Genomic DNA, 26,624 nt, shown 5'->3' on the forward strand with positions numbered 1-26,624 from the left:
GCGCCGGGCCTCCCGTCCGTCTGCTGGTCACGTCCACGGCGTGACCGGCGTCGTCAGACGACCGCGCCCACCCGCTCGGTGAGCAGGTGCTCCTGGTCGGTCTGGATGCAGGCGACACCGCGGCCGTGCACGGGCTCGAGACCCGGGTCGATCGTGCGGCACTGCTCCTGCCGGCCCTCGTCGAGGAGCTGGTAGAGCGGGCAGCGCGTGCGGAACCGGCACCCGTCGATGCGCTCCGTGGGGGAGGGCAGGTCGCCGTCGAGCAGGATGCGCCCGCGGGCGGCCTCGGCCATGGGGTCCGGCACGGGCACGGCCGACAGCAGGGCCCGGGTGTACGGGTGCTGCGGGTCCGAGAAGACCGAGTCGCCGTCGCCGTACTCGACGATGCGGCCGAGGTACATGACCGCGACGTCGTCGGCGATGTGCCGGACGACGGACAGGTCGTGCGCCACGAACAGGTAGGACAGCCCGAGGCGGTGCTTGAGGTCCTCGAGCAGGTTGATCACACCGGCCTGCACGGAGACGTCGAGCGCGGAGACCGGCTCGTCGAGCACCAGGATCTTCGGCTCGACGATGAGCGCTCGGGCGATGCCGATGCGCTGTCGCTGGCCGCCGGAGAACTCGTGCGGGTACCGGTCGATGTAGCTCGGCTCGAGCCCGACCAGCTCGAGGACCTCGCGCACCCGCCGGCGGATCTCGTCCTTCGCGACGCCGTGCACGGTGAGGGGTTCACCGATCACCGAGCCGATGTCGAGGCGCGGGTCGATCGACGCCATCGGGTCCTGGAACACGACCTGGATGTCGCGGCGCAGTGCCAGACGGTCCTTCTTGGACAGCGAGGCGGTGTCGACGCCGTTCACCCGGATGGTGCCGTGCTGGGCACCGGCGAGCTCGAGGATCTCCATGATGGTGGTCGTCTTGCCGCAGCCGGACTCGCCGACCAGACCGAGTACCTGGCCGCGCTTGAGCGTCAGGGAGATGCCGTCCACCGCGTGCACCTCGCCGATCTGCCGGCGGAAGAGCGCGCCCTTGGTGAGCGGGAACGTCTTGACGACGTCCTGCAGCTCGAGCACGACCTCGTCGCCGTGGTCGACCGCTGCCTCGGGGACGTCCTCGGGGCGGGGGAAGATCTCCGAGCGCTCGAGGGTGCCCGCGGCGATCTCGTCGCGACGGATGCACGCGGCGGTGTGGTCGTCGAGCAGAGTGCCGTTGCCGATCGTCTGGACGGCACCGGTCAGGACCGGGTTGTCGGCGCTCTGCGGCACCGACGGTGCGACGAGGGCGGGTTCGCCGTCGCGGCAGGCGTCGATGACGGCGGGGCAGCGGTCGGCGAACGGGCAGCCGGTCGGCTTCTGCGTGAGCAGGGGCGGGCGGCCGTCCAGCGGGACGAGCCGCTCGGTGCGGGCGGACGTCATGTTCGGCATCGAGCGGAGCAGCCCGATCGTGTACGGCATCACCGGCTCGCGGAACAGGGGGAGCACCGGTGCCGTCTCGACGATCCGGCCGGCGTACATCACGGCGACGCGGTCGGCGTTGCCGGCGACGACGCCGAGGTCATGGGTGATGAGCACGACGGCCGCACCGGTCATGTCCTTCGCGGTCTGCAGCACGTCGAGGATCTGCGCCTGGATCGTCACGTCGAGCGCGGTGGTGGGCTCGTCCGCGATGATCAGCTTCGGGTCGTTCGCGATGGCGATGGCGATCATCGCGCGCTGGCGCATGCCGCCGGAGAACTCGTGCGGGAACGCGTCGAGTCGTCGAGCCGGGTTCGGGATGCCGACGATGCGCAGGAGTTCCTCGGCGCGGGTGCGTGCGGCGTGCTGGGTGAGGGAGCGGTCGTGCAGGCGCAGGCCCTCGACGATCTGCTGGCCGATCGTGTACACCGGCGTCAGGGCGGACAGCGGGTCCTGGAACACCATCGCGATGTCCCGGCCGCGCAGCGCCGACATCTCGCGATCGTTCCTGCCGACGAGCTCCTGCCCGTCGAACCGGATGCTGCCCTGCACCTGGGCGGACGACGGCAGCAGGCCCATCACGGCCATCGAGGACACCGACTTGCCGGAACCCGACTCGCCCACGATGCCGAGGAACTCACCGGGGGCCACCGAGTAGTCGACACCCCGGACCGCGTAGACGGGCTTGGTCTTCGGGTTGAACGTGACCGACAGGTCGGACACGGTGAGCAGCGGCTCAGTCACGGTTGGCTCCGGAGGTGGGGTCGATGGCGTCGCGCAGGGCGTCGCCGAGCAGGCTGGTCGAGAGCACGGTCGCGACGAGCGTCGCGGCGGGCAGGACGAACAGCCACGGGCGGGTGACGGCGGACTGGCTGCCGGCGGCGAGCAGGGTGCCGAGCGACACGTCGGGGATCTGGATGCCGAAGCCGAAGAAGCTCAGCGAGCTCTCCGCCAGGATCGCGGCTCCGACGCCGAGCGTGGCGTCGATGATGAGCAGCGACGCGACGTTCGGCAGGATGTGCCGCCGGATGATCGTGAACGCCGGGACGCCCATGAACCGGGCGGCCTTGACGTAGTCGCGTTCGCGGAGCGACATCGTCTGACCGCGGATCACCCGGGCCATCACCATCCAGCTGAACACCGCGAGGCCGACGATGAGGGCAACCCACGTCAGGTTCTTGAACACCGGGCTGAGCAGCACGAGCGCGTAGAACGACGGGATCACGAGCAGCAGGTCGATGACCCACACGAGCAGCCGGTCGGTGAGGCCGCCGAAGTACCCGGCGATCGCGCCGACGATGCCGGCGATCAGGGTCGCTGCCGGTCCGGCGATCAGGCCGATGAGCAGCGACTTCTGCAGGCCGACCAGGGTCTGCGCGTAGATGTCCTGGCCGATGTCGTTCGTGCCGAACCAGTGCGCAGCGCTCGGCGGCATGCCGAACGCCAGCCCGTCTGAGTCGACGGCGTTCCAGTGGTACAGGTACGGGCCGAGGAACGCCCAGAGGATGATGAGGAGTAGGGCGCTGCCACCGATGCGTGCGCGCCAGGTGCCGAACACCTTGCGCCAGAGCGGGGTGCGGCCGCCCTTCACCTCGATGACGTGCGCCGGCGTCCCGGCGTTGCCGTCGCCGGGGTCACCGGCGGTGGTCGTGGTCGTGGGGTCGAGAACAGACACGGGTCACACCCTCACTCGCGGGTCGAGCGCGGCGTACAGCAGGTCCGCGAGGGTCCCTGCGATGAGCACGAGGATCGCCGTGAAGAGGATCGTGCCCGACGCCGCGTTGATGTCGTTGTTGCTGATGCTCTGGACGAAGTACTCGCCCATGCCGTGCCAGCTGAAGACCAGCTCGGTGATGCTCGCGCCGGTCAGGATGAGTCCGAACGAGTACGCGAAGAAGGTCGACATTGGGATGAGGGCGACCCGCACACCGTGGCGCATGATCGCCGAGCCGCGGGTGCGGCCCTTCGACCGTGCGGTCCGGATGAAGTCGTTCGACAGCACGTCGAGCATCGCCGAGCGCTGGTAGCGCGAGTAGGTGGCGACGGCGCCGATGGTCAGCGAGATCGTCGGTAACAACAGGTGCACGAGCCGGTCGCCGAGCACCGGGAAGAACCCGGTCACCCCCGGCGTGTACTCGCCGGTGAACCGGATCACCTGCGTCCCCACGCCCTGGTTGAGCGTGGTCGCGAGGATCATCAGCACGACCGCGATGACGAAGGTCGGGGTGGCGAGCACCGCGAACGACAGGTACGTCGACACCTGGTCGGAGGTGCGGTACTGCCGGACCGCGTTCCAGACGCCGAGGAGCACCCCGAGGATCGCGCCGAGCAGTGTGCCGATCACGAGCAGCCGCAGGCTCGTCCCGGAGCGGGCGATGATGTCGGCCGTCACCTCGGTGCCGCGGGTGCTCATGCCGAGCGAGCCGTGCGTCACCAGCCCGACCCACCAGTCCCAGGTGCGGACGAGGAGTGGGGTGTCCGGATCGGCGCCGAGCATGCGGAGCGACGCCTGGATGGTGCCCGGCGGCACGGCCGGGTTGCGCCCCAGGAACCGGGCTGCCGGGTTGAGCGTCGTGCTGGCGAGGATGTACCCGAGCGTGGTCGCCACGATCGTCAGGACGATGTAGTTGACGATCCGCTTTGCGATGAAGGCGAGCATGTGGTTCGTGACCTCTGGGTGCGGCCGTCCGACCGGACGGCGTTGTCGGTGGCGACAGGCTAGCCGTTCGAGCGACTGGGTGGGACAACGGAAGTGACGCTATGCAACATTCGTTACGAGCGTGTTTCGATTCATCGCACAGACCCTTGTGCCGCCTTCGGATGTGGCTAGGGTTCTCAACCAACAGGCGCGACGGCGGGGGCCGCCGCGGTCCCGCGCGATCTGCGCGAACCACAACGAAAGGGAATCCTCGCCATGCGAAAGAGGATCAAGGGCATCGCCGTCCTGGCCACCGCTGCGGCTGCTGCCGTCGTGCTGGCCGGCTGCTCCGGCGGCGGAGAAGCGGGCGGCGACAACTCCGCGGTCGCCGAGTCGTCGCTGAAGTCGACCGGCTGGACCGTCGCGGACCGCGCCGACGTGAAGGACGGCGGGTCGATCACCCTGCCGATCGACACGGCTCCGGCGAACTGGCAGCTGGCCAACCTGGACTCGGGGACCGTCGACGACACGACGATCTCGCAGACCTACCTGCCGGGCTTCATCCAGTTCAAGGAGAACGGCGAGTGGGAGGCGAACAAGGACTACGCGACGTCCGTCGAGCTGACCAAGGACTCGCCCCAGACCGTCGAGATCAAGATCAACCCGAAGGCCGTGTGGTCGGACGGCACCCCGATCAGCGCGAAGGACGTCATCGCGAACTGGAAGGCGCTGAACGGCACGAACAAGGCGTTCGCGCCCCTCGCCACCAACGTGTGGGAGGACGTGGACTCGGTCAAGCAGGGCTCCGACGAGCGTGACGTCATCATGACGTTCTCGAAGACCAACGCCGACTGGGCGAGCGTCCTGACCGCCATCTACCCGTACTGGGCCGTCGACACCCCGGACCACTTCAACAAGGCCTGGGCCAAGGCGCCGTACGCCGCCGACGGCAAGACCTACGTCTCCGGTGGTCCGTACATCCTGAAGTCCTTCGACACCAACGGTGGCGTCGTGACCTTCGAGAAGAACTCCAAGTGGTGGGGTGACCCGGGCAAGCTCGACACGATCGTCTTCAAGACGGTCTCGCGTGACGGCGTCGCCCAGGCGTACGGCAACAAGGAGCTCGACGCCTTCAACCTGAACGGCAGCGCCGACAACCTCAAGACGGCGAACTCGCGCTCCGACTCGAAGATCGAGCGCTCGCTCGGCACCACGCAGCGTCAGATCACGCTGAACGGCACCTCGGACGTCTTCAAGGACCAGGACGTGCGCCAGGCGTTCGCACAGGCCATCAACCGCAAGGTCGTGGCCCAGGCGATCCTGTCGCCGGTGAAGAGCCCGGGCGACGTGCTCAACAACCTCGTCTACCTGCCCGGACAGCAGGGCTACGAGGACGACGCGTCGAGCGTCTACGGCTACAGCACCGACAAGGCGAAGTCGAAGCTCGAGGACGCCGGCTGGAAGATCGGCTCGGACGGCTACGCAACCAAGGGCGGCAAGGAACTCGACGTCCGCTTCGTGATCCCGTCGGACAACCCGAACTCGGCGAACGTCGCGCAGCTCGTGCAGCAGCAGACCAAGCTCGCCGGCTTCAAGGTGACCATCGACACCGTGCCCACCGATGACTTCTTCACGAAGTACATCACCACGACGACCCGTGACTTCGACGCCACGTACTTCGCGTGGCAGGGCACCCCGTTCCCGATCTCGTCGCTGAAGTCGATCTACTACCCCGCCGACGCCGGCCAGAACTACACCGGCGTGACGGACGACTCGCTCGGTGCCGCGTGGGACAAGGCGAACGGCGAGCTCGACCCGGATGCCCGCATCAAGGACGCGCAGGCCATCGACAAGAAGATCGTCGCGGTCGCCGGCACCATCCCGCTGTTCGCCGAGCCGTACGCCTGGGGTGTGCGCAAGGACCTGGTGAACTACGGTCCGGCGCAGTTCCAGCAGTCCTCGGTCAAGTGGCAGGACGTCGGCTACACGAAGTAGTCGCGACCGCGTTCACGAACGCCACCGCACACGAACGACACCCCCGACGTCGCACGACGTCGGGGGTGTCGTTCTGCGTCGTGACCGTCAGAACCGTGCCGCCGCCAGCGACGCCGCGACCCCGAGGACGACCATCGCCAGGATCGTCCAGCCGTGGGTGCGGTGCGTGATCGGCGCAGCCGTCACGGTCGACGGGGGCGGGCCGTCCTGCTCGGCCGGGGCGGGCACGTGGGCCAGCATCTGCGCGGCCGCAGCGTCGACGTCCAGGCGATCCGGGCCTCCCGGCTGGTCACCGGTGTGCGCGGCGAGACGCGCCGTCGGGCGGGTCGCGATCCAGACGCGGCGGACGCCCTCGCTGGTGACCACCTCGATGCCGTACTTCGTGCGCACCTCGCTGATCCGTGACCAGGTGTAGGTGCTGGTCCGCCGGACGTCCACGATGCGCAGGTGCTCCGGCGTCAGCTCGATCCGGGGACGCCACAGCGCTGACCAGGCGACGAACGCGACGGCGATGCTCGGGATCGGCACGAGCCAGGGGGCGCCGCCGCCGAGCAGCGCCAGTGGGACGAGCACGACGGCCACGACCCAGAGGACGACGGCGAGGGCGCGCAGGCCGGGGGCGACGATGGTGGTGGGCACCGGACGAGGGTACGAGATGCCTCCCCGGAGACGCCCGGGGAGCGGGTGTGACACACCGGCGCGTATCTCCGGACGACCCGATTCCCCGGGGAGGCAGATCCTGGACGGACCCTCGTGCCGTCAATGGTCGTCGCCCCCAGTTGGGGTGTCAATACCCCATCGCGACGCATTCAGGGGAATCCCACGCCGAGGACTACGAAACGAGCAGTTCGATCTGTTCGCGGATGGTCTCGGCCTTCGGGAACCGCAGACCGACCAGGCCGACGTGCCGCCACCGGACCACGCCGTCGGGGCCGATCACGAAGACCGACCGACGCAGGCCGATGCCCGGTGCCTGCACCCCGTAGGCGCGGATCACCGAGCCGGCGGTGTCACTGAGCAGCGGGAACGCGAGCGAGGACCCGCGGGCGAACCCCTCGTGCGAGTCGAGTGCCTGCGGGCTGATGCCCCACACGGTCGCGCCGAGGTCGGTGAACTCGTCGAGTTCGGCCTGGTAGCTGCAGAGCTGGGCCGTGCAGACCGCCGTCGCGTCGCCCGGGTAGAAGGCCAGCACCACGGTGCGGCCGATCTCGGCGGACAGGTTGTACTCGTCGTCGGTGCGGACGCCGCCGCGCACGACCATCCCCGGCAGGGTGAACGACGGGGCGGACTCGCCGATCGCGGGGATGCTCATGGGTCTCACGGTAGGGCGACTCGGCGGGGGGTGACCCTCGGCGCGCTGTGCGGGGGCTGTGGATGCGCTCCGTGGCCTACGAGAACAACTGCGGGAACGCGTGCGCCACCCAGGGGTACCCGACGAAGACCACGGCGTCGAGCAGGGCGTGCGTGATGACGAGCGGCAGGAGCCGGCCCCACCTCGTGTAGATCCAGCCGAACACGACGCCCATCACCGCGTTGCCGATGAACGCCCCGAACCCCTGGTACAGGTGGTAGCTGCCGCGCAGCAGGGCGGTCGACAGGATCATCTGCCAGCGGCCCCACCCGAGGTTGCCGAGTCGGGCGTAGAGGTACCCGATCACGATCACCTCTTCCTGCAGGCCCGAGCGGATCGCGGACAGGAGCAGGACCGGGACCGTCCACCAGTACGAGTTCAGCGCGGCGGGGTCGACCGCGACCGTGATGCCGAGCGCCCGCCCCGCGAAGTACAGCGCGAGCCCCGGGATCCCGATGCACAGCGCGATGAGCGCCGGGCCGCCCAGGTCCGGCTTCGCCCGGAACCGGTCGATCCCGAGCCGGCCGAGGTGTGGTCGCGACGTGCTCCACAGCAGGTAGCAGACGAGCGCGACCGGGGCCAGGTCCACCGCGATGCCGAGGATCTGCCGGGCGAGGTCGACGTACTGCACCGTCGTCGACGAGGTGTTCAGCGCCGTCGACTGCTCGCCGAGCGGGGTCGTCTGGGACAGGTCGTCGATGATCTGCAGGATCGAGTAGAGGGCGCTGGCGCCGAGCGAGAGCAGCAGGACGATGGCGATCTCGACCCACGTTCGCCGACGGCTCATGCGCTGTACTCCTGTCGCTTGCGAACTACCGGTAGACTGGCGTGTCGGGCGTTCTGCCCACGGGTGCGGTGCTGTGAAAACACTGGCCCGACACTCTCCCAGAAATTGAAGGATGTCCTGTATGGCGCTCGCCACCCGGTCCGACCTGCGCAACGTCGCCATCGTGGCACACGTCGACCACGGCAAGACCACCCTCGTCGACGCGATGCTCACGCAGACCAACTCGTTCGACGCCCACTTCGAGGGCGAAGACCGCATGATGGACTCGAACGACCTCGAGCGCGAGAAGGGCATCACGATCCTCGCGAAGAACACGTCGGTGCTCTACAACGGCAAGCACGCGACCGAGTTCGGCGCGGACGGCCCCATCACCATCAACGTGATCGACACGCCCGGTCACGCCGACTTCGGTGGTGAGGTCGAGCGCGGCCTCTCCATGGTCGACGGTGTCGTGCTGCTCGTCGACGCCTCCGAAGGTCCCCTGCCCCAGACCCGCTTCGTGCTGCGCAAGGCGCTCGCCGCGAAGCTCCCGGTGATCCTGCTCGTCAACAAGACGGACCGGCCCGACTCCCGCATCGACGAGGTCGTCTCCGAGTCCCAGGACCTGCTCCTCGGCCTCGCCTCCGACCTGTCGGACGAGGTCGACGACCTCGACCTCGACGCGATCCTCGACGTCCCGGTGGTCTACGCCTCGGGTCGCAACGGCGCCGCGTCGCGCAACAAGCCGAACGACGGCGAGCTGCCCGACAACGACGACCTCGAGCCGCTGTTCGAAGCGATCCTCCAGCACGTCCCGGCCCCGAAGTACGACGACGAGCACCCGCTGCAGGCGCACGTCACGAACCTCGACGCCTCCCCGTTCCTCGGTCGCCTGGCGCTCCTGCGCATCTTCCACGGCACCATGAAGAAGGGCCAGACGGTCGCGTGGGTCAAGCACGACGGCACCGTCGTCAACGCCCGCATCACCGAGCTCCTCATCACGAAGGCGCTCGACCGCTACCCGGCCGAGTCGGCGGGCCCCGGTGACATCGTCGCCGTCGCCGGCTTCGACACGATCACCATCGGCGAGACCCTGACCGACCCCGAGGACGTCCGCCCGCTGCCGACCATCACGGTCGACGACCCGGCGATCTCGATGACGATCGGCACGAACACCAGCCCGCTCGTCGGCAAGGTCAAGGGCCACAAGCTGACCGCCCGCATGGTCAAGGAGCGCCTCGACCGCGAGCTCGTCGGCAACGTCTCGCTCAAGGTCCTCGACATCGGCCGCCCCGACGCGTGGGAGGTCCAGGGTCGTGGTGAGCTCGCACTCGCCATCCTGGTCGAGCAGATGCGTCGCGAGGGCTTCGAGCTCACCGTCGGCAAGCCGCAGGTGGTCACGAAGCGTGACGAGAACGGCAAGCTGCAGGAGCCGTACGAGCACATGACGATCGACACGCCGGAGGAGTACCTCGGCGCGATCACGCAGCTCATGGCCGCTCGCAAGGGCCGCATGGAGAACATGACGAACCACGGCACCGGCTGGGTGCGCATGGAGTTTATCGTCCCGTCGCGCGGCCTGATCGGCTTCCGCACGTCCTTCCTCACGGAGACCCGCGGCACCGGCATCGCCAACGCGATCTTCCACGGCTACGACGAGTGGGCCGGCGCGATCCAGACCCGCATCAACGGCTCGATCGTCTCCGACCGCTCCGGTGTGGTGACGCCGTTCGCCATCACGAACCTCCAGGAGCGGATGTCGTTCTTCGTCAACCCGACCGAAGAGGTCTACGAGGGCATGGTCATCGGCGAGAACTCGCGCGCCGACGACATGGACGTGAACATCACCAAGGAGAAGAAGCTCACCAACATGCGGTCGGCCAACGCCGACACGTTCGAGTCGATGACGCCGTCGCGTCAGCTCTCGTTGGAGGAGTGCCTCGAGTTCGCCCGTGAGGACGAGTGCGTCGAGGTCACCCCCGCCGCCGTGCGCATCCGCAAGGTCGAGCTGGACGCGTCGGCTCGCCAGCGCTCCTACGCGCGTCTCAAGCGCCAGGACGCGTAAGCACCAGCACGAGCAACACGCGCGGAGGCCCGTCCTCCGTCCGACGGCCCGGTCACCTGCAACAGGTGGCCGGGCCGTTCGCGGTTGTACCGTGGTCAGCGTGACTCTCGACCTGCTCTCGATCTACCAGGACCTGCACGCCCACCCGGAGCTCGGCTTCCAGGAGCACCGCACCGCCGGTGTCATCACTGCGAAGCTCGCCGAGATCGGTGGGATCGAGGTGACGACGGGCGTCGGCGGCACCGGCGTCGTCGGTGTCGTGTCGAACGGCGAGGGCCCCGTGGTCTGGCTCCGCGCCGACATGGACGGCCTGCCCGTGCAGGAACGCACCGGCCTGTCCTACGCCAGCGAGCACGTCGGCACCGACGACGAGGGCCGCGAGGTCCCGACCATGCACGCCTGCGGCCACGACATCCACGTCACGTGGCTGCTCGGCACGCTGGAGCGCCTGGTGGCGACCACGGGGGACTGGCGCGGCACGGTCGTCGCCGTCTTCCAGCCTGCTGAAGAGGTCATCTCCGGCGCCCGCGCGATGGTCGAGGACGGCCTGGTCGAGCGGTTCCCGAAGCCGGATGTCGTGCTCGGGCAGCACTCCGCACCCGCACCGGTCGGCATCGTCGCGGTCGGCACCGGCCCCGTGATGGCGTCGAGCGACCGGCTGACGGTGACCTTCAACGGTCGTGGGGCGCACGGTTCGGCACCGCAGGCCTCGCTCGACCCGGTCGTCACCGCGGCCTCGGCCGTCGTGCGGCTGCAGACCGTCGTCGCCCGCGAGGTCTCGCCGAGCGACGCGGGGGTCGTCACCGTCGGCAGCTTCCACGCCGGCACGCGGGCGAACATCATCCCCGACGAGGCCGTCATCGAGATCTCGACCCGGGCCCGCAACGAGGAGACGCGCCAGCGCATCATCGCCTCGATCGAGCGCATCGTCCGGGCCGAGAGCACGGCCGGAGGCCTGTCCGAGCCGACGATCGTGCGCGCGCCGGGCGCCGAGGTCACCGTGAACGACGCCGATGCCGCCGCCACCGTGCTCGAGGCCATCCGCGCCGAGGTGCCGGGAGCCCGCGACCTGGAGATCGGGCTCGCCATGGCGTCGGAGGACGTCGGCCAGCTCGCCACCGCCGCCGGAGCGCCGCTCGTGTACTGGTTCACGGGCATCACCGCCCCGGAGCGCTTCCGCCGCGGCGAGGAGATCCCGAGCAACCACTCGCCGTTCTACGCGCCGCAGGCCGAGACCGCGATCCCGGTCGGTGTCGATGCCCTGGTCGCGGCGACGCGCGCCTACGTCGCCTGACACGTTCTTCGGGAAGGAGGCCCGGGGCGGCCCCGCCGCGCACGTGACCGCCCCGGGGACGGCACGTTCACAGCCAACTCGCGCCGGGCCTCCCGGCTCGTCCGTTACGGTCGCGCCATGCGCTCCCTCCGCACCCCGCTGATCGCCGCCGTCGCTGCCGGCATCGCCCTGGCCGGACTCACCGGCTGCTCGACCCAGGCCGTGCAGCAGGCCACCGACCTCGGGTCCTCCGTCGCGTCGAACGTCGCCGACGGGGTCGCCGGCATCGACGGCAAGGCGATCCAGGACGGCATGTCCTCGGTCGCCGGTGGCATCGACGGCGCGCTCGACACGGCGCTCAAGGGTGCCGATGTGACCTCCGACGGCAAGGTGCCGGACGGGTTCCCGTCGGCCGACGTCCCGCTCGTCGACGGCACCGTGCTCGGTGGGGGAGCCGGCCCGAACGGCTCCGGGTGGGTCGCGCAGGTCCGCGCGGCCTCGGTCGATGACTTCCAGGCCGCCGTGCAACAGCTCACCGACGCCGGGTACACCGAGTCGGCGAAGCGTGCGGACTCCTCGAGCGCGTTCGGCATGTTCCGGAGCGACGCCTACCGCGTCGTCCTGACCTTCTCGGAGACCAAGGACAGCGGCGGCGTCACGGCGACCTACATCGTCACGCCCCGCTAGTCCCGTACCCTTGGGGACGATGTCGAAGGCCCCCGCCACGCGCCCCGAGCGCGTCCTGATCGTGCACGCCCACCCCGACGACGAGACGCTCTCGTCGGGCGGGACCATCGCGACCCTGCTCGAGCGCGGCGCCGAGGTGACCGTGCTCACCGCGACCCGGGGCGAGCGCGGTGAGATGCTCACGGAGCAGTTGGCCCCGCTGGCCGGCGACCCCGCGCGGGTGGCGCGGCACCGGGAGACCGAGATCGCCGCGGCCCTGGCCGCCCTCGGTGGTCCGCAGCACCTGTGGCTCGGCGGGCGCGGTGCCCGGCCGACCGACCTGCCGGAGCGTCGCTACGTCGACTCGGGCATGCAGTGGGGCCCGGACGGGCGGGCCACCGCCGCGGACGACGCCCCGGCCGACTCGCTCACCGCGGCGGACCTGGGCGAGGTGGTGGACGACGTCCGTGCAGCCATCCGCTCCACCGGTGCCGACGCCGTGATCAGCTACGCCGACGACGGCGGCTACGGGCACCCCGACCACGTGCGGATGCACCACGCGGCGCAGTACGCGGCCCGAGCCGAGGAAGTCCCGTTCTCGATGATCGTCGACCCCGCCAGCGGTCAGGCCGACGTCACGGTCGACGTCCTGCCGGTCCGGGCGAAGGTGCGGGCGGCCGTCGAGCAGTACCGCTCCCAGGTCGCTGTCGACCCCGTGGACCCCGCCGACCCGAGCGCCCTGTCGTGGGTGATGCCGCACGGCGTCCGGCAGCACGCCCCGGCGGTCGAGGCGTTCCGGCACGACGCGGCCCCGCAGCCGGCGGCCCCGCAGACCTACGCCGAGATGTCCGGCCAGGGCAAGGCCGCGGCGGTCGTCGTCTCGCTGCTGCTCGGGCTGCTCGCCGGCGGGCTCGGGACGGTCACGCACCAGCAGACGCTCGGCGCGTTCCCGGTCGGGCTCGTCGTCACCACCCTCATCGTGCTCGGCCTGACCGTGGGCGTGCGGCTCGTCTACCGCTCGCGGGCGATGGTCGCCGCGATCGGCATCGGGATCCTCGTCGCGACGCAGGTGCTCGTGTCGGTCGGCGGGGAGAGCTCGCCGCTCGTCCTCGCCAACGCGGCCGGGTACGTGTGGACCTTCGCCCCCGCGGTCATCGCCGCCCTGGTCCTCGCGTGGCCGGACCTGTCGGGGCTGCGGTCCCGGACGGCCCCGGGCCGCGAGTAGACTCGAACCCGCTCGTCGAAGGGAGCACCCGAACCGTGACCTACGTGATCGCCCAGCCGTGTGTCGACGTCAAGGACCGCGCCTGCATCGACGAATGCCCGGTCGACTGCATCTACGAGGGTGACCGCTCGCTCTACATCCACCCCGACGAGTGCGTCGACTGCGGTGCGTGTGAGCCGGTCTGCCCCGTCGAGGCCATCTACTACGAGGACGACCTGCCCGACCAGTGGGCCGACTACTACAAGGCCAACGTCGAGTTCTTCGACGAGGTCGGGTCGCCCGGCGGCGCTGCGAAGGTCGGCGTGATCCACAAGGACCACGCCGTCGTCGCGGCCGAGCCCGTCCGCGGCTGACCGGACCCCTCGTGGCGCTCGACCTCCCCGACTTCCCCTGGGACCAGCTCGTCCCGTTCAAGCAGCGCGCCGCGGCGTACGAGGGCGGCATCGTCGACCTCAGCGTCGGGTCGCCCGTCGACCCCACGCCCGAGGTCGTCCGCACCGCCCTGGCCACCGCGACCGACGCGCACGCCTACCCGCAGGTCGCCGGCACCCCGGCGCTGCGGCAGGCCATCGCCGACTGGTACGGCCGCCGGCACGGCGTCGCCCTGACCGAGGCGAACGCGCTGCCGACGATCGGCTCGAAGGAGTTCATCGCGGGCCTCGCGCTCTGGCTCGGCATCGGCCCCGGTGACACCGTGGTGTTCCCGGCCGCCGCGTACCCGACGTACGAGCTCGGCGCCGCACTGGTCCGCGCCGAGGCCCTCGCGTCGGACGACCCGGCGGCGTGGCCGTCCAGCACGAAGCTCGTGTGGCTGAACTCCCCGGGCAACCCCGACGGCCGCGTGCTGACCATCGACGAGCTCCGCGCCGCCGTGGTGCGCGCCCGCGAGCTCGGAGCCGTCATCGTCGGCGACGAGTGCTACGCCGAGCTCGGGTGGGACCCGGAGTACGCCACCACCCCGACGCCCACGATCCTGGACCCCCGGGTGGTCGGTGACTCGCTCGACGGCGTGCTCAGCGTGTACTCGCTGTCGAAGCAGTCGAACCTCGCCGGCTACCGTGCGGCCTTCGTCGCCGGTGACGCCGCGATCCTGGCCGACGTCCTGGCCGTCCGGAAGCACGCGGGGCTCATGCCGCCGCTGCCCGTGCAGCAGGCCATGGTCGTCGCGCTCCAGGACGAGACCCACGTGCAGCAGCAGAAGGCCCGCTACCGAGCGCGACGGAACATGCTCCGGCGAGCACTCGAGGATGCCGGGTTCCGGATCGACCACAGCGAGGCCGGTCTCTACCTCTGGGCCACCCGCGGCGAACCCGCACTCGACACCGTGGCCTGGCTCGCCGACCGCGGGATCCTCGTCGCACCGGGCACGTTCTACGGCGCAGCAGGGGGCGAGCACGTCCGCGTGGCCCTGACGGCGACCGACGAGCGCATCGCCGCAGCGTCGCAGCGACTGGCGAGCAGCCGTCGCCTCGGCACCGCGTAGCACGGACACGAGTCGTTCCGGTGGTGCCCGCAATCCCTGGGAACCACCAAATCGTCACCTGGGATGTGTGCACGACCGACAGGTGCCGCGATTAGGCTGTCCTCGTGACTGACACTGCCAATGACGCTCAGAAGACGGCCACACCGCCCACCACGCCCGTCCCCGTGAGTCCCGCCGCCGAACAGCAGGGCGCGACCGCGACACTGACGTTCCCGGGTGGCACGGCGGAGTTCCCGATCCTGCAGAGCGTCGACGGCGCGTCCGCGATCGACATCTCGACCTTCAAGAAGCAGACCGGGATGAACACGCTCGACTACGGGTTCGTGAACACCGGTGCGACGAAGAGCGCGATCACCTACATCGACGGCGACCAGGGCATCCTGCGCTACCGCGGGTACCCGATCGACCAGATCGCCGGCAACTGCACCTTCCTCGAGGTCGCGTGGCTCCTGATCTACGGCGAGCTGCCGACCCCCACCGAGCTCGAGCAGTTCGACGCCCGCATCCGTCGGCACACCCTGCTGCACGAAGACCTCCGCCGCCTGTTCGACGCCCTGCCGCACTCGGCGCACCCGATGTCCGTGCTCTCGAGCGCCGTGAGCGCCCTGTCCACGTACTACGAGGACGACATGGACGTGGACGACCCCGAGAAGGTCGAGCTGCAGACCGTCCGGCTCCTCGCCAAGCTCCCGGTGATCGCGGCCTACGCCCACAAGAAGGCCATCGGGCAGGCGTTCCTGTACCCGGACAACTCGCTGTCGTTCGTCGACAACTTCCTGCGGCTGAACTTCGGCACCATGGCCGAGACCTACAAGCCCAACCCGGTGCTCTCGAAGGCGCTCGAGCGGCTCCTCATCCTGCACGAGGACCACGAGCAGAACGCCTCGACCTCGACGGTGCGCATGGTCGGCTCGACGAAGGCGAACATGTTCGCCTCGATCTCGGCCGGCATCAACGCCCTGTACGGTCCGCTGCACGGCGGCGCGAACGAGGCTGTCCTCGAGATGCTCCAGCAGATCAAGGACTCGGGCGAGCCCGTGACGCGCTTCGTCGAGCGGGTGAAGAACAAGGAGCAGGGCGTCAAGCTCATGGGCTTCGGGCACCGCGTCTACAAGAACTACGACCCGCGCGCGAAGCTCGTCAAGGAGTCCGCGCACGAGGTCCTCGAGTCCCTCGGCGTGCAGGACGACCTGCTCGACATCGCGATGGAACTCGAGCAGATCGCACTCGAGGACGAGTACTTCGTCAGCCGCAAGCTCTACCCGAACGTCGACTTCTACACCGGCATCATCTACAAGGCGATGGGCTTCCCGCCGCGGATGTTCACCGTCCTGTTCGCGATCGGTCGTCTGCCGGGCTGGATCGCACAATGGCGCGAGCTGAACAACGACCCGCTCAACAAGATCGGTCGCCCGCAGCAGCTCTACGTGGGTGCGCCCGAGCGCGACGTCCCCGAGCGCTGATCGACCCCGAGCGCCCCGCCCCACGGTTCCGTGGCGCGGGGCGCTCGTGCGTACGCGCCGCGTGCCGCCGTCCGGCAGGACGCGCCGCTCGCCTCCGCCGAGTGGTCGCGAACTGTCGTTGAGCGGGTGTCGAACCGACGGTTGGTGCGCCCTCGGCGCACGCGGACGGCGTGTTGTGACCACTCGCGGGGCACTGGACGCGACCGCCTGGAGGCCCGGTGCCGGTCTCGTGGACCGGCACCGGGCCTCCCGTGCGGGCGTGTCGGGCGCGGGGCGGCGGGGCGCGCCGCTCACCTCTGCCGAGTGGTCGCGAACGGTCGTCCGGCGGGTGTCGAAACGACGGTTCGTGCGCCCTCGGCGCACGCGGACGGCGTGTTGTGACCGCTCGCGGGGCTCTGGACGCGACGGCCTGGAGGCCCGGTGCCGGTCTCGTGGACCGGCACCGGGCCTCCCGTGCGTGCGTCGGTGGGAGCGCGATCGTGGGCCGCGCCGCTCACCTCCGCCGAGTGGTCGCGAACTGTCGTCCGGCAGGTGCCGGAGCGACAGTTCGTGCGACCTCGGCGCGCGCAGGCGGCGCGTCGTGACCGCTGGCCGGGCGCTACGCGTGCAGCGCGGTGTTCAGCTGGATGCCCTCGCCCTTGCGCTGCAGTGCCTCGACGGCGCCGCTGATGCTGTTGCGGCGGAACAGGATGTTCGGGGTGCCGGAGAGCTCCGCGGCCTTGACGGTCTTCGGGGTGCCGTCGGGGTTCGGTGCCGCGCCGACCAGCACCACCTTCGTGCCGGCCGTGACGTAGAGACCGGCCTCGATGACGGAGTCGTCGCCGAGCGAGATGCCGAGGCCCGCGTTCGCGCCGAGCAGCGCGCGTTCGCCGAGCGAGACGCGGTGGGTGCCGCCGCCGGACAGCGTGCCCATGATCGAGGCGCCGCCGCCGATGTCGGTGCCGTTGCCGACGACGACGCCCTGCGAGACGCGGCCCTCGATCATGGCGTCACCGAGGGTGCCGGCGTTGAAGTTGACGAAGCCCTCGTGCATGACTGTGGTGCCCGGCGCCAGGTGTGCGCCGAGGCGGACGCGGTTGGCGTCACCGATGCGGACGCGGTCCGGCACGACGTAGTCGAGCAGGCGCGGGAACTTGTCGATGGCGTGCACGGCGATGCCGGCGCGCTGCAGGGACGGGCGCAGGCGCGTCAGGGAATCGGGGTGCACCGGGCCGGCGTTCGTCCACGCGACGATCGGCAGGTGGCCGAAGACGCCGTCGAGGGAGACCTCGTTCGGGCGGACGTGCAGGTGGCTCAGCAGGTGCAGGCGGAGGTACGCGTCCGGGGTGTCCGTCGGAGCGGCGTCGATCGTGATCTCGGTGGTGACGGCCTCGATCCGGACCTGGCGGCGGGGGTCGTCACCGACGTGCGCCTGCAGCTCGGCGGGGAACACGGCGTCGGCGGGCAGCGCGCCGAGGTGTGTCTCCGGGTACCAGGTGTCGAGCGTCGTGCCGTCGGCGGCGATCGTCGCGAGGCCGTGGCCCCAGGCGTGGGTCGGGCGGTCGGTGGCAGTCGTGTCGGTCACGGCTCCAGGGTACCGAGCGGCCGTCGGCGGGCACCGTCCGGCCGGACTGCCGGGGCGGTGCGAGGGGCGGCCGGTAGGCTGCCCGCATGCCGGAGCACCTCGACCTCACCGCCTCGTCCATCGACATCACCCGTGCCATCTGCGACATCGAGTCGGTGTCCGGGAACGAGCAGGCCCTCGCCGACGCGATCGAGGCCGTGCTCGCACCGCTGCCGCACCTCGAGGTGATCCGCGACGGCGACGCGATCGTGGCGCGGACGAACCTGGGCCGCGACCGCCGGGTCGTCATCGCCGGTCACATCGACACGGTGCCGCTCAACGACAACCTGCCGACCGAGTTCCGGACCACCGAGGACGGCACCGAGATCCTCTGGGGCCGCGGCACCGTCGACATGAAGGCCGGCTGCGCGGTGCAGCTCAAGCTCGCGTACGACCTGGTCGACCCCTCGGTCGACGTCACGTGGGTCTGGTACGACCACGAGGAGGTCAGCGATGCCCTGAACGGCCTCGGCCGTCTGGCCCGGACGCGACCCGAACTCCTCACCGCCGACTTCGCGATCCTGGGCGAGCCGTCCGGGGCACAGATCGAGGGTGGCTGCAACGGCAACCTCCGCGCCGAGATCCGCACGTTCGGCAAGCGTTCGCACAGCGCCCGGAGCTGGATCGGCGACAACGCGATCCACAAGACCGCCCCGATCCTGGCCACCCTGGCCGCCTACGAGCCCCGCACCGTCACGGTCGACGGGCTCGAGTACCGCGAAGGCCTGAACGCGGTCGGCATCAGCGGCGGCATCGCGGGCAACATCATCCCCGACGAGGCGATGGTGCACGTGAACTACCGGTTCGCCCCCTCGCGCTCGGCCGACGAAGCCGTCGCCCACATCCGCGAGCTGTTCGACGGGTACGAGGTCACGATCGTCGACCTCGCCGCCGGTGCCCGCCCCGGACTCGACGCCCCGCTCGCGCAGGACTTCGTCGCGGCCGTCGGCGGACCGGAGCCCCGTCCGAAGTACGGCTGGACCGACGTCGCACGCTTCTCGGCGCTCGGGGTCCCCGCAGTCAACTACGGCCCCGGCGAGCCGGTCTTCGCCCACCACGACGACGAGCAGGTCCCGGTCGCGCAGATCACCGCGGTCGAGGCCGGGCTGCGTCGGTGGCTGACGGCCTGACGACGGCGGGGGCCACCCGGAGGACCCCTGCCCGGAACCGCTGGCGGGCCCGGTACCGGGTCGTCCCGTGGTGGGTGCGCATCACGGTCGTGTACGTGCTGGCGCGGCTCGTCACGGGCGCCATGATGCTCGCCTTCGCCCGCGTGCAGGCGGCGAACTCGTTCACCGTGCAGAGCCCGGGCTACCTGTCGTTCGCGTCGATCTGGGACGGCGCCTGGTACCGCGTGATCGCCACGGGCGGGTACCCGTCGACGCTGCCCGTCGACGCCGCCGGACACGTGACCGAGAACGCGTGGGCGTTCATGCCCGCGTACCCGTTCCTGGTGCGCGCGCTCACGCTGCTCACCGGAGCGTCGTTCGAGTTCGTCGCGGTCTCGGTGTCGTTGCTCGCCGGACTCGGGGCCGCGCTGGTGTTCCGCAGGCTCATGGGACGGTTCCTCGACCCCGCACGGGCGACGTTCGCCACGGTGCTGTTCTGCGTCGCACCGGTGTCGGCGATGTTCCAGGTGGCCTACGCGGAGTCGATGGGTCTGTTCCTGCTGCTCGTCGCGCTGCTGCTCATGGTGGATCGACGGTGGTGGGCGATGCTGCCCGTCGTGCTCCTGCTCGGCATGACCCGACCGACGGGGCTCGCCTTCGCGTTCCTGGTGGTGCTCTTCGTGGCCGCGTGGGCGATCCGGCCGGCGTGGGTGCGCTCGTCGGAACCGCTGACCCTCCGCCGGCTCGTCCCACCCGCGGTGGTCGCCACGGTGTCGGGTCTGGTCGGTCTGGCTTGGCCGGCCATCGCGTGGGCGGTCACCGGCGTGCCGAAGGCCTACACGGACACCGAGCTCGCCTGGCGGTCGTCGTACATCGGGTGGAAGGAACTCGTGCCGTTCGCGCCGTGGGTGCAGGGGTTCGGGTGGTGGTTCGGGCAGCCGGCCGGCACGGTGCTGCTCGTCGTCGTGCTCGTCGGGTTCGCGGCGTTCGTGTGCATGCCGGCCGCACGCCGGATCGGCATCGAGCTCCGACTCTGGGGTGTGGCGTACCTGGTGTACCTGCTCGCGGTGTTCTTCCCGCAGTCGAGCACCTGGCGCATCCTCGTGCCGATCGCGCCGTTGCTCGGGATCGTGGCGCTGCCGCGGTCGCGGGTGTACCGCGTGGCCGTCGTCGTCGCGTTCGTCGGGCTGCAGTGGGTCTGGCTGTACTACACGTGGTGGATCGACGGCTACGACTGGACCCCGCCGTGATCGATGCGGGGCGCCGGAGGCCCGTGGATCCGCGTTCTGCGGAGCATCCGGACGGCGCATCCGACACCCCCAACCTGGGCGGTTTCGCAGTTGCCCCCTCCATACGGGATAATGGGGCTGCATTTACTGCACGAAAGGGGACATCTGATGGCAGCCATGAAGCCGAGGACCGGTGACGGGCCGATGGAGGCTGTTAAGGAGGGTCGACTCATCATCGTGCGGGTTCCGCTCGAAGGTGGAGGCCGCCTGGTCGTCTCGGTCAACGATGCCGAGGCCAAGGAACTCCACGACGCACTCGCTGAGGTCGTCTCGGCCTAGTACGTCGAAGCACCAGAACGGAAGGCCCGGAGCGTGTACGCTCCGGGCCTTCCGTCTGCCCGCCGGTAGCGGGCGTGCACACGCGGTGTCGGTCGGCTCCGGCAGGATGGGGCCGTGCCGAGGACCCACCTGCCCATCCGACGCGTCGAGGAGTACCGCGACCCGGACCCGATGCCGCGCGACGAGTGGCCGGCCACGCTCCCGCCGATCCGGCAGCTGCTCGACGAGGGCCTCGACCTGGACCCGGTGACGGTGTTCGTCGGGGACAACGGTGTCGGCAAGTCGACCCTGATCGAGGCCATCGCGCTCGCGTTCGGGATGTCCCCGGAAGGCGGCTCGACCGGGGCACACCACTCGACCCGTCCGTCCGAGTCGGACCTGTGGCAGCACATCGCCCTGCGACGTGACTTCGGTGCGCCCCGCGGTGGTTTCTTCCTGCGTGCTGAGACGATGCACGGCTTCTTCACCTACCTCGAGGAGCACCCGAACCGCAGTCGCCCCGAGCCGGTGTTCCACGAGCGCAGCCACGGCGAGGCATTCCTGGACTTCGTCATCGACCGGGCGCGTTGGCCCGGCCTCTGGATCCTCGACGAGCCGGAGTCCGCCCTGTCGTTCTCGGGCTGCCTCACCCTGATCGCACTGTTGCGCTCGATCGTCGAGAGCGGCGTCGGCCAGGTCGTGCTCTCGACCCACTCGCCCGTGCTCGCCGCGTTCCCGGGCGCGACGATCCACGAGGTCGGCGAGTGGGGCCTGCGGCGCACCGAGTGGCGCGACCTCGACCTGGTGCGGAACGAGCGTGCGTTCCTCGAGTCGCCCGAGCGGTACCTGCGGCACCTGGACTGACCTGCGCGAGCGCCGGCGGGTCGAGCGCTAGTTGGTGACCTTCGTCAACTGCAGCAGCCCGTCACCGGCGGGCGACAGCGCGCTGCGCACCGCACCCGAGGTCGACACCTCGGTCAGGAGCAGCCGGAAGTCCGTGGTGGCGCGGTCGCGCTTCACCGGGTCGGCCACGCGTCCGCGCCACAGGGCGTGCGGCACCAGGACGGTGCCACCCAGGCGGGCGAGCCGCAGACCGTGCTCGACGTACTCGATGACGTGCTCGGGGTCGGCGTCGACGAGGACGACGTCGTACGAGGCCTCGTTCATGCGGGGGAGCACCTGGTTCGCCCGACCGGGGATGAGCCGGATCCGTGCGGGAGCGGTGCCGGCGCTGATGTAGGCGTCGCGGGCGAACTGCTGGTGGTCGACCTCGACGTCGATCGTCGTCAGGGTCGCGTTCGGGGCGCCGGCGAGCAGGTACAGGCCGGAGACCCCGAGGCCGGTGCCGATCTCGATGATGCTCGTGGCTCGCGAGGCTGCCGCGATGACCCCGATCTGCGCACCGATCGCGGGCGAGATCGCTTCGACCCCGAGTTCCAGGGAGTGCTCACGAGCACGGGCGATCGCCTCGGTCTCCGAGACGATGTCCTCGGCGAACTTCCAGTTCGACTCTTTCTCTGACACGCACACTCCGTTCGGGAGACAACTCTAGAGGTGCAACGCAGCAGCACGCGTTAGGCTCGCTCGCGTGGACATCCCGCTCGACAAGATCCTGATCATCGGGGTCATCGGCGTCCTCTTGCTCGGGCCGCAGCGCCTGCCGATGTACGCCCAGAAGCTGGCCGAGTTCGTCAAGGCCGTCCGTCGCTTCGCCGACACCGCGAAGGAGCGGATGCGCGACGAGATGGGCCCCGAGTTCGACGACATCGAGTGGCAGAAACTCGACCCGCGCCAGTACGACCCGCGCCGCATCATCCGAGACGCCCTGCTCGACTCCGGTTCCAGTGCGGCCGCCGTGCAGACCGCGCAGGTGACGGCCTCCAAAGTTCGCGCGACGGCTCCCGTCGTGCCCCTGGCCGCCGGTGAACCGGCTCCCTTCGACGCCGAGGCGACCTGACGCCCGTCACGTCCCCACGTGACGGACTGGAGGCCCGGTGCCAGCTGGCACCGGGCCTCCAGTCCGTCTGGGGGTTGCGTCGTCAGTCGCGGGTGGCGACGATCGTGTAGGTCGTCGGCATCCGGTCGCGGTCGTGTTCCGGCCAGGCCCACGAGCCGGTGTCGGTCTCGACCATGCGGGAGCTGAAGCGCCACGGCAGGGTCCGGCCCTCGTCGAGCCGTCGGAGCCGCAGCCCGGCACCGAGCAGGGCGTTCACGATCTCGGACAGCGGGTGCGGCCACTCGAAGGTGCGGGTGTTCGCCACGGTCCCGTCGCCGGCGTAGGTGCCGGCGTCGTCCCACTGCTGCGCGGTGCCGTCCGGGAAGTACCGGTACCGGGTGACGAGCTCGTCGGCGTCCTCGTCGAGGGCGTACAGCGCCGGGTGTCCGTCGCGGATGAAGAACACCCCGCCGGGGCGCAGCAGGCCGGCGACCTGCGCAGCCCAGCGGTCGAGGTCGGGGAGCCAGCAGATCGTGCCGATGCTCGTGTACACGACGTCGAAGTCACCGGTGACGGCGGCCCGGGCATCGAGGACGTCGGTCTCGACCCAGGTGACGTCGAGCCCGAGGCGCGATGCGAGTCCGGCGGCCGAGGCGAGGGCGGCGGGGGAGAAGTCGACACCGGTCAGTCGGGCACCCTCGCGGGCGAGCGACACCGTGTCGGTGCCGATGTGACACTGCAGGTGACAGACGTCGAGGCCCGCGAGCGAGCCGTTCGGCAACCAGGGCGTCAGGGCCGGCAGGTCCTCACGGACGACGTCCGAGCGGTGGCCGGGGTCGGCGAGGGCGTCGATCGCGTAGGCACCCTCGTGGATCGGCACCCGGTCGTCCCAGTTCGCGCGGTTGGTGGCGCGTGCGTGGTCCCAGTCGACATCGACGTGATCGGTGCTCATGACCTCGAGCCTAGGACAGCGACAACCCGAGCTTCCGGCCGGCGAGTCCGCGTCCCATCGTGGTGATCCGGTCGGCGATCGCCGTCAGGGCCACGGCGGACGGGTCCTCCGGGGCGCCGAGCACCACCGGGACGCCTGCGTCGCCGCCCTCGCGCAGCGGCACGGACAGCGGCACGCTGCCGAGCACCGGGACGGGGGTGTCCTGCCCGCGGGAGAGCCGTGCGGCGGTCTCGGCGCCACCACCCTCGCCGAACAGGTGCAGCACCGAGCCGTCGGGCTGCACGAGCCCGGCCATGTTCTCGACCACGCCGATGACCCGCTGCCCGGTCTGCCGGGCGACGATCCCGCTGCGCTCGGCGACGTCGGCCGCGGCGGCCTGCGGGGTCGTGACGACCAGGACCTCTGCGTGCGGCAGCAACTGCCCCACCGAGATCGCGACGTCGCCGGTGCCCGGCGGCAGGTCGAGCAGCAGGACGTCGAGGTCGCCGAAGAACACGTCCGTCAGGAACTGGTTCACGGTGCGGTGCAGCATCGGTCCGCGCCACGACACCGCGGTCGACACGTCGTCGACGAACATGCCGATCGACACGACCTTCACGTCGTGCGCCACCGGCGGCAGGATCATGCTGTCCACGCGGGTCGGGCGGGGTGCGACCCCGTGCTCGTCGGTCAGGCCCATCAGGCCGGGGACGCTGAAGCCGTGCACGTCGACGTCGACGACCCCGACCCGCAGGCCCCGGCGGGCGAGCGCGACGGCGAGGTTCACGGTGACGGTGGACTTGCCGACGCCACCCTTGCCGCTCGTGACGGCGATGACGCGCGTGAGTGAGTCCGCGGTGAACTGGACGCCCTCGGGGCGGCCGGCTCGCAGCCGCTCGGTCAGCGCGGCACGAGTGGCCGGGTCCATCACGGACACGTCGACGTCGACTGCGGCGACCCCCGGGACGGACCCGGCGGCGACGCGGACGTCGCGCTCGATGGTGTCGGCGGCGGGGCACCCCACGATCGTGAGCTGCAGGTCGACGCGCACCGCGCCTCCTGGCTGCACGTCGACACCACGGATCATGTCGAGCTCCGTGACGGGGCGGCGGATCTCGGGGTCGATGACGCGGCCGAGCGCAGCGAGGACCGCCGTGCCGAGCTGTTCGTCGGTGGGGACGGCGTCAGCCACGGGTGGAGCTGTCGTGTTCGTCCGCGTAGCCGGCCTCGTCGGCGTCGCGGCGGTCGAGCTCCTCGAGCAGGGAGCGGAGCTCGGCGCGGATGAAGTCCTTCGACGCCATGTCCCGCATCGCCAGGCGCAGGGCCACGACCTCGCGGGCCAGGTACTCGGTGTCGGCCAGGTTGCGTTCGGCGCGCTGGCGGTCCTGCTCGAACTGCACGCGGTCGCGGTCGTCCTGCCGGTTCTGCGCGAGCAGGATCAGCGGGGCGGCGTACGAGGCCTGCAGCGAGAGCACGAGCGTCAGAGCCGTGAAGCCGATGGCCGCCGAGTCGAACTGCCACGGCTTCGGCGCCAGGGTGTTGTAGCCCATCCAGACCACGCAGAACAGCGTGAGGCCGATGAGGAACCACGGCGTGCCCATCCCGCGGGCGATGCCCTCGGTCGCGCGACCGAAGGTGTCCCCGCGACCACGGCGGCGGCTGGGGAGCACACGCGTGCGCATGCCCTTGGGGGAGTCGAGCCGGACCTCTTGGCGGTCACGGTCGCGACGGTTGTCATCCGTTCGGGCCACGGGTGGTCCTCCTTCCCGTCGTCACGGGTGTCCTGCGCGGGCGTTGGCGTGGAAGCGGTGAGGGTTCCCCCTCGCCCTGACTTCGCCAGTCGTCCGGCAGGACGTGGTCGAGGACATCGTCGATCGTCACCACCCCGACGAGACGGTGGGCGTCGTCGACCACGGGGACGGACAGCAGGTTGTAGGTCGCCATGATGCGGGTGACCTCGGCGGCGCTCGCGTCGACCCGGACCGGTTCGGTCTGCTGGTCGATGAGCGTGCCGAGCCGCTCGTTCGGCGGGTAGCGGAGCATCCGCTGGAAGTGCACGAGCCCGAGGAACCGACCGGTCGGCGGCTCGTACGGCGGCAACGTGACGCAGACGGCGGCGCCGAGCACCGGCGCGAGCTCGTGGCGGCGGACGAGCGCGAGGCCCTCGGCCACGGTGGCGTCGGCCGAGACGATCACCGGTTCGGTGGTCATCAGACCACCGGCGGTGTCCGGCTCGTACTCCAGGAGCATGCGGACGTCCTGCGCCTCCTCCGGCTCCATGAGCTGCAGGAGGGCCTCGCTCCGCTCGTCGGAGAACTGGGCGAGGACGTCGGCCGCGTCGTCCGGCTGCATCTGGTCGAGGACGTCGGCGGCACGGGCGTCGACCAGCCGGGTGAGGATCTCGATGCGCTCCTGGTCGGGCATCTCCTCGAGCACGTCGGCGAGGCGGTCGTCGGGGAGCTCCTCGGCGACCTCGAACCGGCGCTCGGCGGGCAGGTCGAGCAGCGTCGACGCGAGGTCGGCGGGCAGCAGGTCGGAGTAGGCGGCGATGACGTGCTCGGCGGACTGGGCCTCGCCGGGGAGCTCGTCCTCGGTGACCTCGTTCCACGTCGCGAACGTCGTCGGGCCCTTGCCGAACGGCGACGGCGTGGTCTTCGGCTTGCGGAGGAAGAGCTGCGCGACCTCCCAGTCGCCCTGCCCACGGTCCTCGATCGCGACGTCCTCGATGGTGGCGCGGATCCGCTGGTTCTTGATGAGCACCTTGCGGCCGAGCATCTCGGCGATGACGCGGACCTCGCCGCCACGCTGCTCGAAGCGGCGCATGTTCACGAGGCCGGTCGTGATGACCTGCCCGGCACCGATGGAGGTGATCCGGCCGATGCTCACGAAGATGCGGCGCTTGCCGGGCACCTCGACGATGAGCCCGACGACGTGCGGGGGATCGGCCCGGCGGTAGACGACCAGGACGTCCCGAACTCTGCCGACGCGGTCGCCCGCGGGGTCGAAGACGGAGCACCCGGCGAGGCGGGCGACGAAGACCTTCGTGGCGCTCACCCGACCCAGCGTAGTCGCTCGGGTGTGCGCGTTCGCTCGCGCCGCCGACGGCACCGGTCGACGGC

General features: G+C 70.5%; 25 protein-coding genes. 13 read left to right on the top strand and 12 right to left on the bottom strand.

The genetic code is table 11. The annotated features are described in order from the left end of the window. Positions 1–53 precede the first annotated feature (53 nt). From DEJ11_RS04390 to DEJ11_RS04400, 3 genes are read right to left on the bottom strand one after another with little or no spacing between them, the layout of a single operon-like run. Positions 54–2,198, bottom strand: coding sequence for a dipeptide ABC transporter ATP-binding protein (locus DEJ11_RS04390; protein WP_111103162.1), 2,145 nt, complete (start codon positions 2,196–2,198; stop codon positions 54–56). Next, positions 2,191–3,129: an ABC transporter permease gene (locus DEJ11_RS04395; protein WP_071404170.1), complete on the bottom strand. Its 939-nt coding sequence runs from the start codon at positions 3,127–3,129 to the stop codon at positions 2,191–2,193. Before DEJ11_RS04395 ends, DEJ11_RS04390 begins: the two co-directional genes overlap by 8 nt. Positions 3,130–3,132: 3 nt before the next feature. Beyond that, positions 3,133–4,113: an ABC transporter permease gene (locus tag DEJ11_RS04400; RefSeq protein WP_111103160.1), complete on the bottom strand. Its 981-nt coding sequence runs from the start codon at positions 4,111–4,113 to the stop codon at positions 3,133–3,135. 255 nt (positions 4,114–4,368) lie between these two features. On the opposite strand from DEJ11_RS04400, the gene DEJ11_RS04405 reads away from it, so the two are divergent. Beyond that, entirely contained in the window at positions 4,369–6,087 is a 1,719-nt protein-coding gene (locus DEJ11_RS04405; RefSeq protein WP_111029560.1) for an ABC transporter family substrate-binding protein, read from the top strand. A gap of 87 nt (positions 6,088–6,174) precedes the next feature. Here DEJ11_RS04405 and DEJ11_RS04410 read toward each other — a convergent pair whose 3' ends face one another. The 3 genes from DEJ11_RS04410 to DEJ11_RS04420 all read right to left on the bottom strand — a co-directional run bounded on the left by DEJ11_RS04410 (position 6,175) and on the right by DEJ11_RS04420 (position 8,225). After that, complete coding sequence (locus tag DEJ11_RS04410; RefSeq protein ID WP_111103158.1) at positions 6,175–6,726, bottom strand: PH domain-containing protein; 552 nt, start codon at positions 6,724–6,726, stop codon at positions 6,175–6,177. Between the two features lie 193 nt (positions 6,727–6,919). Further along, positions 6,920–7,399: a peroxiredoxin gene (locus DEJ11_RS04415; protein WP_111103156.1), complete on the bottom strand. Its 480-nt coding sequence runs from the start codon at positions 7,397–7,399 to the stop codon at positions 6,920–6,922. 76 nt (positions 7,400–7,475) lie between these two features. Then, positions 7,476–8,225: a CPBP family intramembrane glutamic endopeptidase gene (locus DEJ11_RS04420; protein ID WP_111103155.1), complete on the bottom strand. Its 750-nt coding sequence runs from the start codon at positions 8,223–8,225 to the stop codon at positions 7,476–7,478. A gap of 121 nt (positions 8,226–8,346) precedes the next feature. Here DEJ11_RS04420 and typA point away from each other — a divergent pair, with 121 nt between their 5' ends. The 7 genes from typA to DEJ11_RS04455 all read left to right on the top strand — a co-directional run bounded on the left by typA (position 8,347) and on the right by DEJ11_RS04455 (position 16,379). Further along, on the top strand, positions 8,347–10,269 hold the full coding sequence (gene typA, locus DEJ11_RS04425; protein ID WP_027464562.1) for a translational GTPase TypA: 1,923 nt from the start codon (positions 8,347–8,349) through the stop codon (positions 10,267–10,269). A gap of 100 nt (positions 10,270–10,369) precedes the next feature. Next, positions 10,370–11,563: an amidohydrolase gene (locus DEJ11_RS04430; RefSeq protein ID WP_220038315.1), complete on the top strand. Its 1,194-nt coding sequence runs from the start codon at positions 10,370–10,372 to the stop codon at positions 11,561–11,563. 117 nt (positions 11,564–11,680) lie between these two features. Then, the gene (locus tag DEJ11_RS04435; protein ID WP_071404165.1) at positions 11,681–12,229 is read left to right on the top strand and encodes a hypothetical protein; all 549 of its coding nucleotides are present in this window, start codon (positions 11,681–11,683) and stop codon (positions 12,227–12,229) included. Positions 12,230–12,248: 19 nt separating this feature from the next. Next, positions 12,249–13,433 (top strand): PIG-L family deacetylase, encoded by a 1,185-nt coding sequence (locus DEJ11_RS04440; protein WP_111103152.1) that lies wholly within the window; start codon positions 12,249–12,251, stop codon positions 13,431–13,433. A 35-nt stretch (positions 13,434–13,468) separates the two neighbouring features. Continuing rightward, positions 13,469–13,786, top strand: coding sequence for a ferredoxin (fdxA, locus tag DEJ11_RS04445; RefSeq protein WP_111103207.1), 318 nt, complete (start codon positions 13,469–13,471; stop codon positions 13,784–13,786). 11 nt (positions 13,787–13,797) lie between these two features. Beyond that, positions 13,798–14,916 carry a succinyldiaminopimelate transaminase gene (gene dapC / locus DEJ11_RS04450; RefSeq protein ID WP_111235445.1) on the top strand — a complete coding sequence of 373 codons (1,119 nt, stop codon included), beginning with the start codon at positions 13,798–13,800 and terminating at the stop codon, positions 14,914–14,916. A gap of 164 nt (positions 14,917–15,080) precedes the next feature. After that, a complete protein-coding gene (locus tag DEJ11_RS04455; RefSeq protein WP_111103151.1) occupies positions 15,081–16,379 on the top strand; it encodes a citrate synthase in 1,299 nt (432 codons plus the stop codon). A gap of 598 nt (positions 16,380–16,977) precedes the next feature. Here the strand turns inward: DEJ11_RS04455 and dapD are convergent. Beyond that, positions 16,978–17,943, bottom strand: a complete 966-nt coding sequence (dapD, locus tag DEJ11_RS04460) for a 2,3,4,5-tetrahydropyridine-2,6-dicarboxylate N-succinyltransferase (RefSeq protein WP_111103150.1) — start codon at positions 17,941–17,943, stop codon at positions 16,978–16,980. Between the two features lie 86 nt (positions 17,944–18,029). Between dapD and dapE the strand changes: the two genes are divergently transcribed. The 4 genes from dapE (at position 18,030) to DEJ11_RS04480 (ending at position 21,502) form a co-directional block, all read left to right on the top strand. Beyond that, on the top strand, positions 18,030–19,112 hold the full coding sequence (gene dapE, locus DEJ11_RS04465) for a succinyl-diaminopimelate desuccinylase (RefSeq protein WP_071404160.1): 1,083 nt from the start codon (positions 18,030–18,032) through the stop codon (positions 19,110–19,112). Continuing rightward, positions 19,097–20,341: a hypothetical protein gene (locus DEJ11_RS04470; protein WP_111103149.1), complete on the top strand. Its 1,245-nt coding sequence runs from the start codon at positions 19,097–19,099 to the stop codon at positions 20,339–20,341. The genes dapE and DEJ11_RS04470 overlap by 16 nt, the downstream gene beginning before the upstream one ends. Positions 20,342–20,488: 147 nt before the next feature. Further along, a complete protein-coding gene (locus DEJ11_RS04475) occupies positions 20,489–20,659 on the top strand; it encodes a DUF3117 domain-containing protein (protein ID WP_017887054.1) in 171 nt (56 codons plus the stop codon). A 114-nt stretch (positions 20,660–20,773) separates the two neighbouring features. Next, the gene (locus DEJ11_RS04480) at positions 20,774–21,502 is read left to right on the top strand and encodes an AAA family ATPase (RefSeq protein WP_071404158.1); all 729 of its coding nucleotides are present in this window, start codon (positions 20,774–20,776) and stop codon (positions 21,500–21,502) included. Positions 21,503–21,529: 27 nt separating this feature from the next. On the opposite strand, the gene DEJ11_RS04485 is transcribed toward DEJ11_RS04480, so the two are convergent. Beyond that, a complete protein-coding gene (locus tag DEJ11_RS04485; RefSeq protein ID WP_017887052.1) occupies positions 21,530–22,162 on the bottom strand; it encodes an O-methyltransferase in 633 nt (210 codons plus the stop codon). A gap of 64 nt (positions 22,163–22,226) precedes the next feature. On the opposite strand from DEJ11_RS04485, the gene DEJ11_RS04490 reads away from it, so the two are divergent. Continuing rightward, positions 22,227–22,595 carry a twin-arginine translocase TatA/TatE family subunit gene (locus DEJ11_RS04490; protein ID WP_110894138.1) on the top strand — a complete coding sequence of 123 codons (369 nt, stop codon included), beginning with the start codon at positions 22,227–22,229 and terminating at the stop codon, positions 22,593–22,595. Between the two features lie 82 nt (positions 22,596–22,677). Here the strand turns inward: DEJ11_RS04490 and DEJ11_RS04495 are convergent, their stop codons facing one another. Genes DEJ11_RS04495 through DEJ11_RS04510 form a run of 4 tightly spaced genes read right to left on the bottom strand, consistent with a single transcriptional unit; the run spans position 22,678 to position 26,559 of the window. After that, positions 22,678–23,526, bottom strand: a complete 849-nt coding sequence (locus DEJ11_RS04495) for a class I SAM-dependent methyltransferase (RefSeq protein WP_111103148.1) — start codon at positions 23,524–23,526, stop codon at positions 22,678–22,680. A gap of 10 nt (positions 23,527–23,536) precedes the next feature. Next, positions 23,537–24,697 (bottom strand): P-loop NTPase, encoded by a 1,161-nt coding sequence (locus DEJ11_RS04500; protein ID WP_111103146.1) that lies wholly within the window; start codon positions 24,695–24,697, stop codon positions 23,537–23,539. Further along, positions 24,690–25,187 (bottom strand): DUF1003 domain-containing protein, encoded by a 498-nt coding sequence (locus tag DEJ11_RS04505; protein ID WP_042539423.1) that lies wholly within the window; start codon positions 25,185–25,187, stop codon positions 24,690–24,692. The genes DEJ11_RS04500 and DEJ11_RS04505 overlap by 8 nt, the downstream gene beginning before the upstream one ends. Positions 25,188–25,239: 52 nt before the next feature. Then, the gene (locus tag DEJ11_RS04510; RefSeq protein ID WP_027464574.1) at positions 25,240–26,559 is read right to left on the bottom strand and encodes a magnesium transporter MgtE N-terminal domain-containing protein; all 1,320 of its coding nucleotides are present in this window, start codon (positions 26,557–26,559) and stop codon (positions 25,240–25,242) included. Between the last annotated feature and the right edge of the window lie 65 nt (positions 26,560–26,624).

The sequence above is a fragment of the Curtobacterium sp. MCLR17_058 genome, assembly GCF_003234705.2.
Lineage (GTDB): Bacteria > Actinomycetota > Actinomycetes > Actinomycetales > Microbacteriaceae > Curtobacterium > Curtobacterium flaccumfaciens.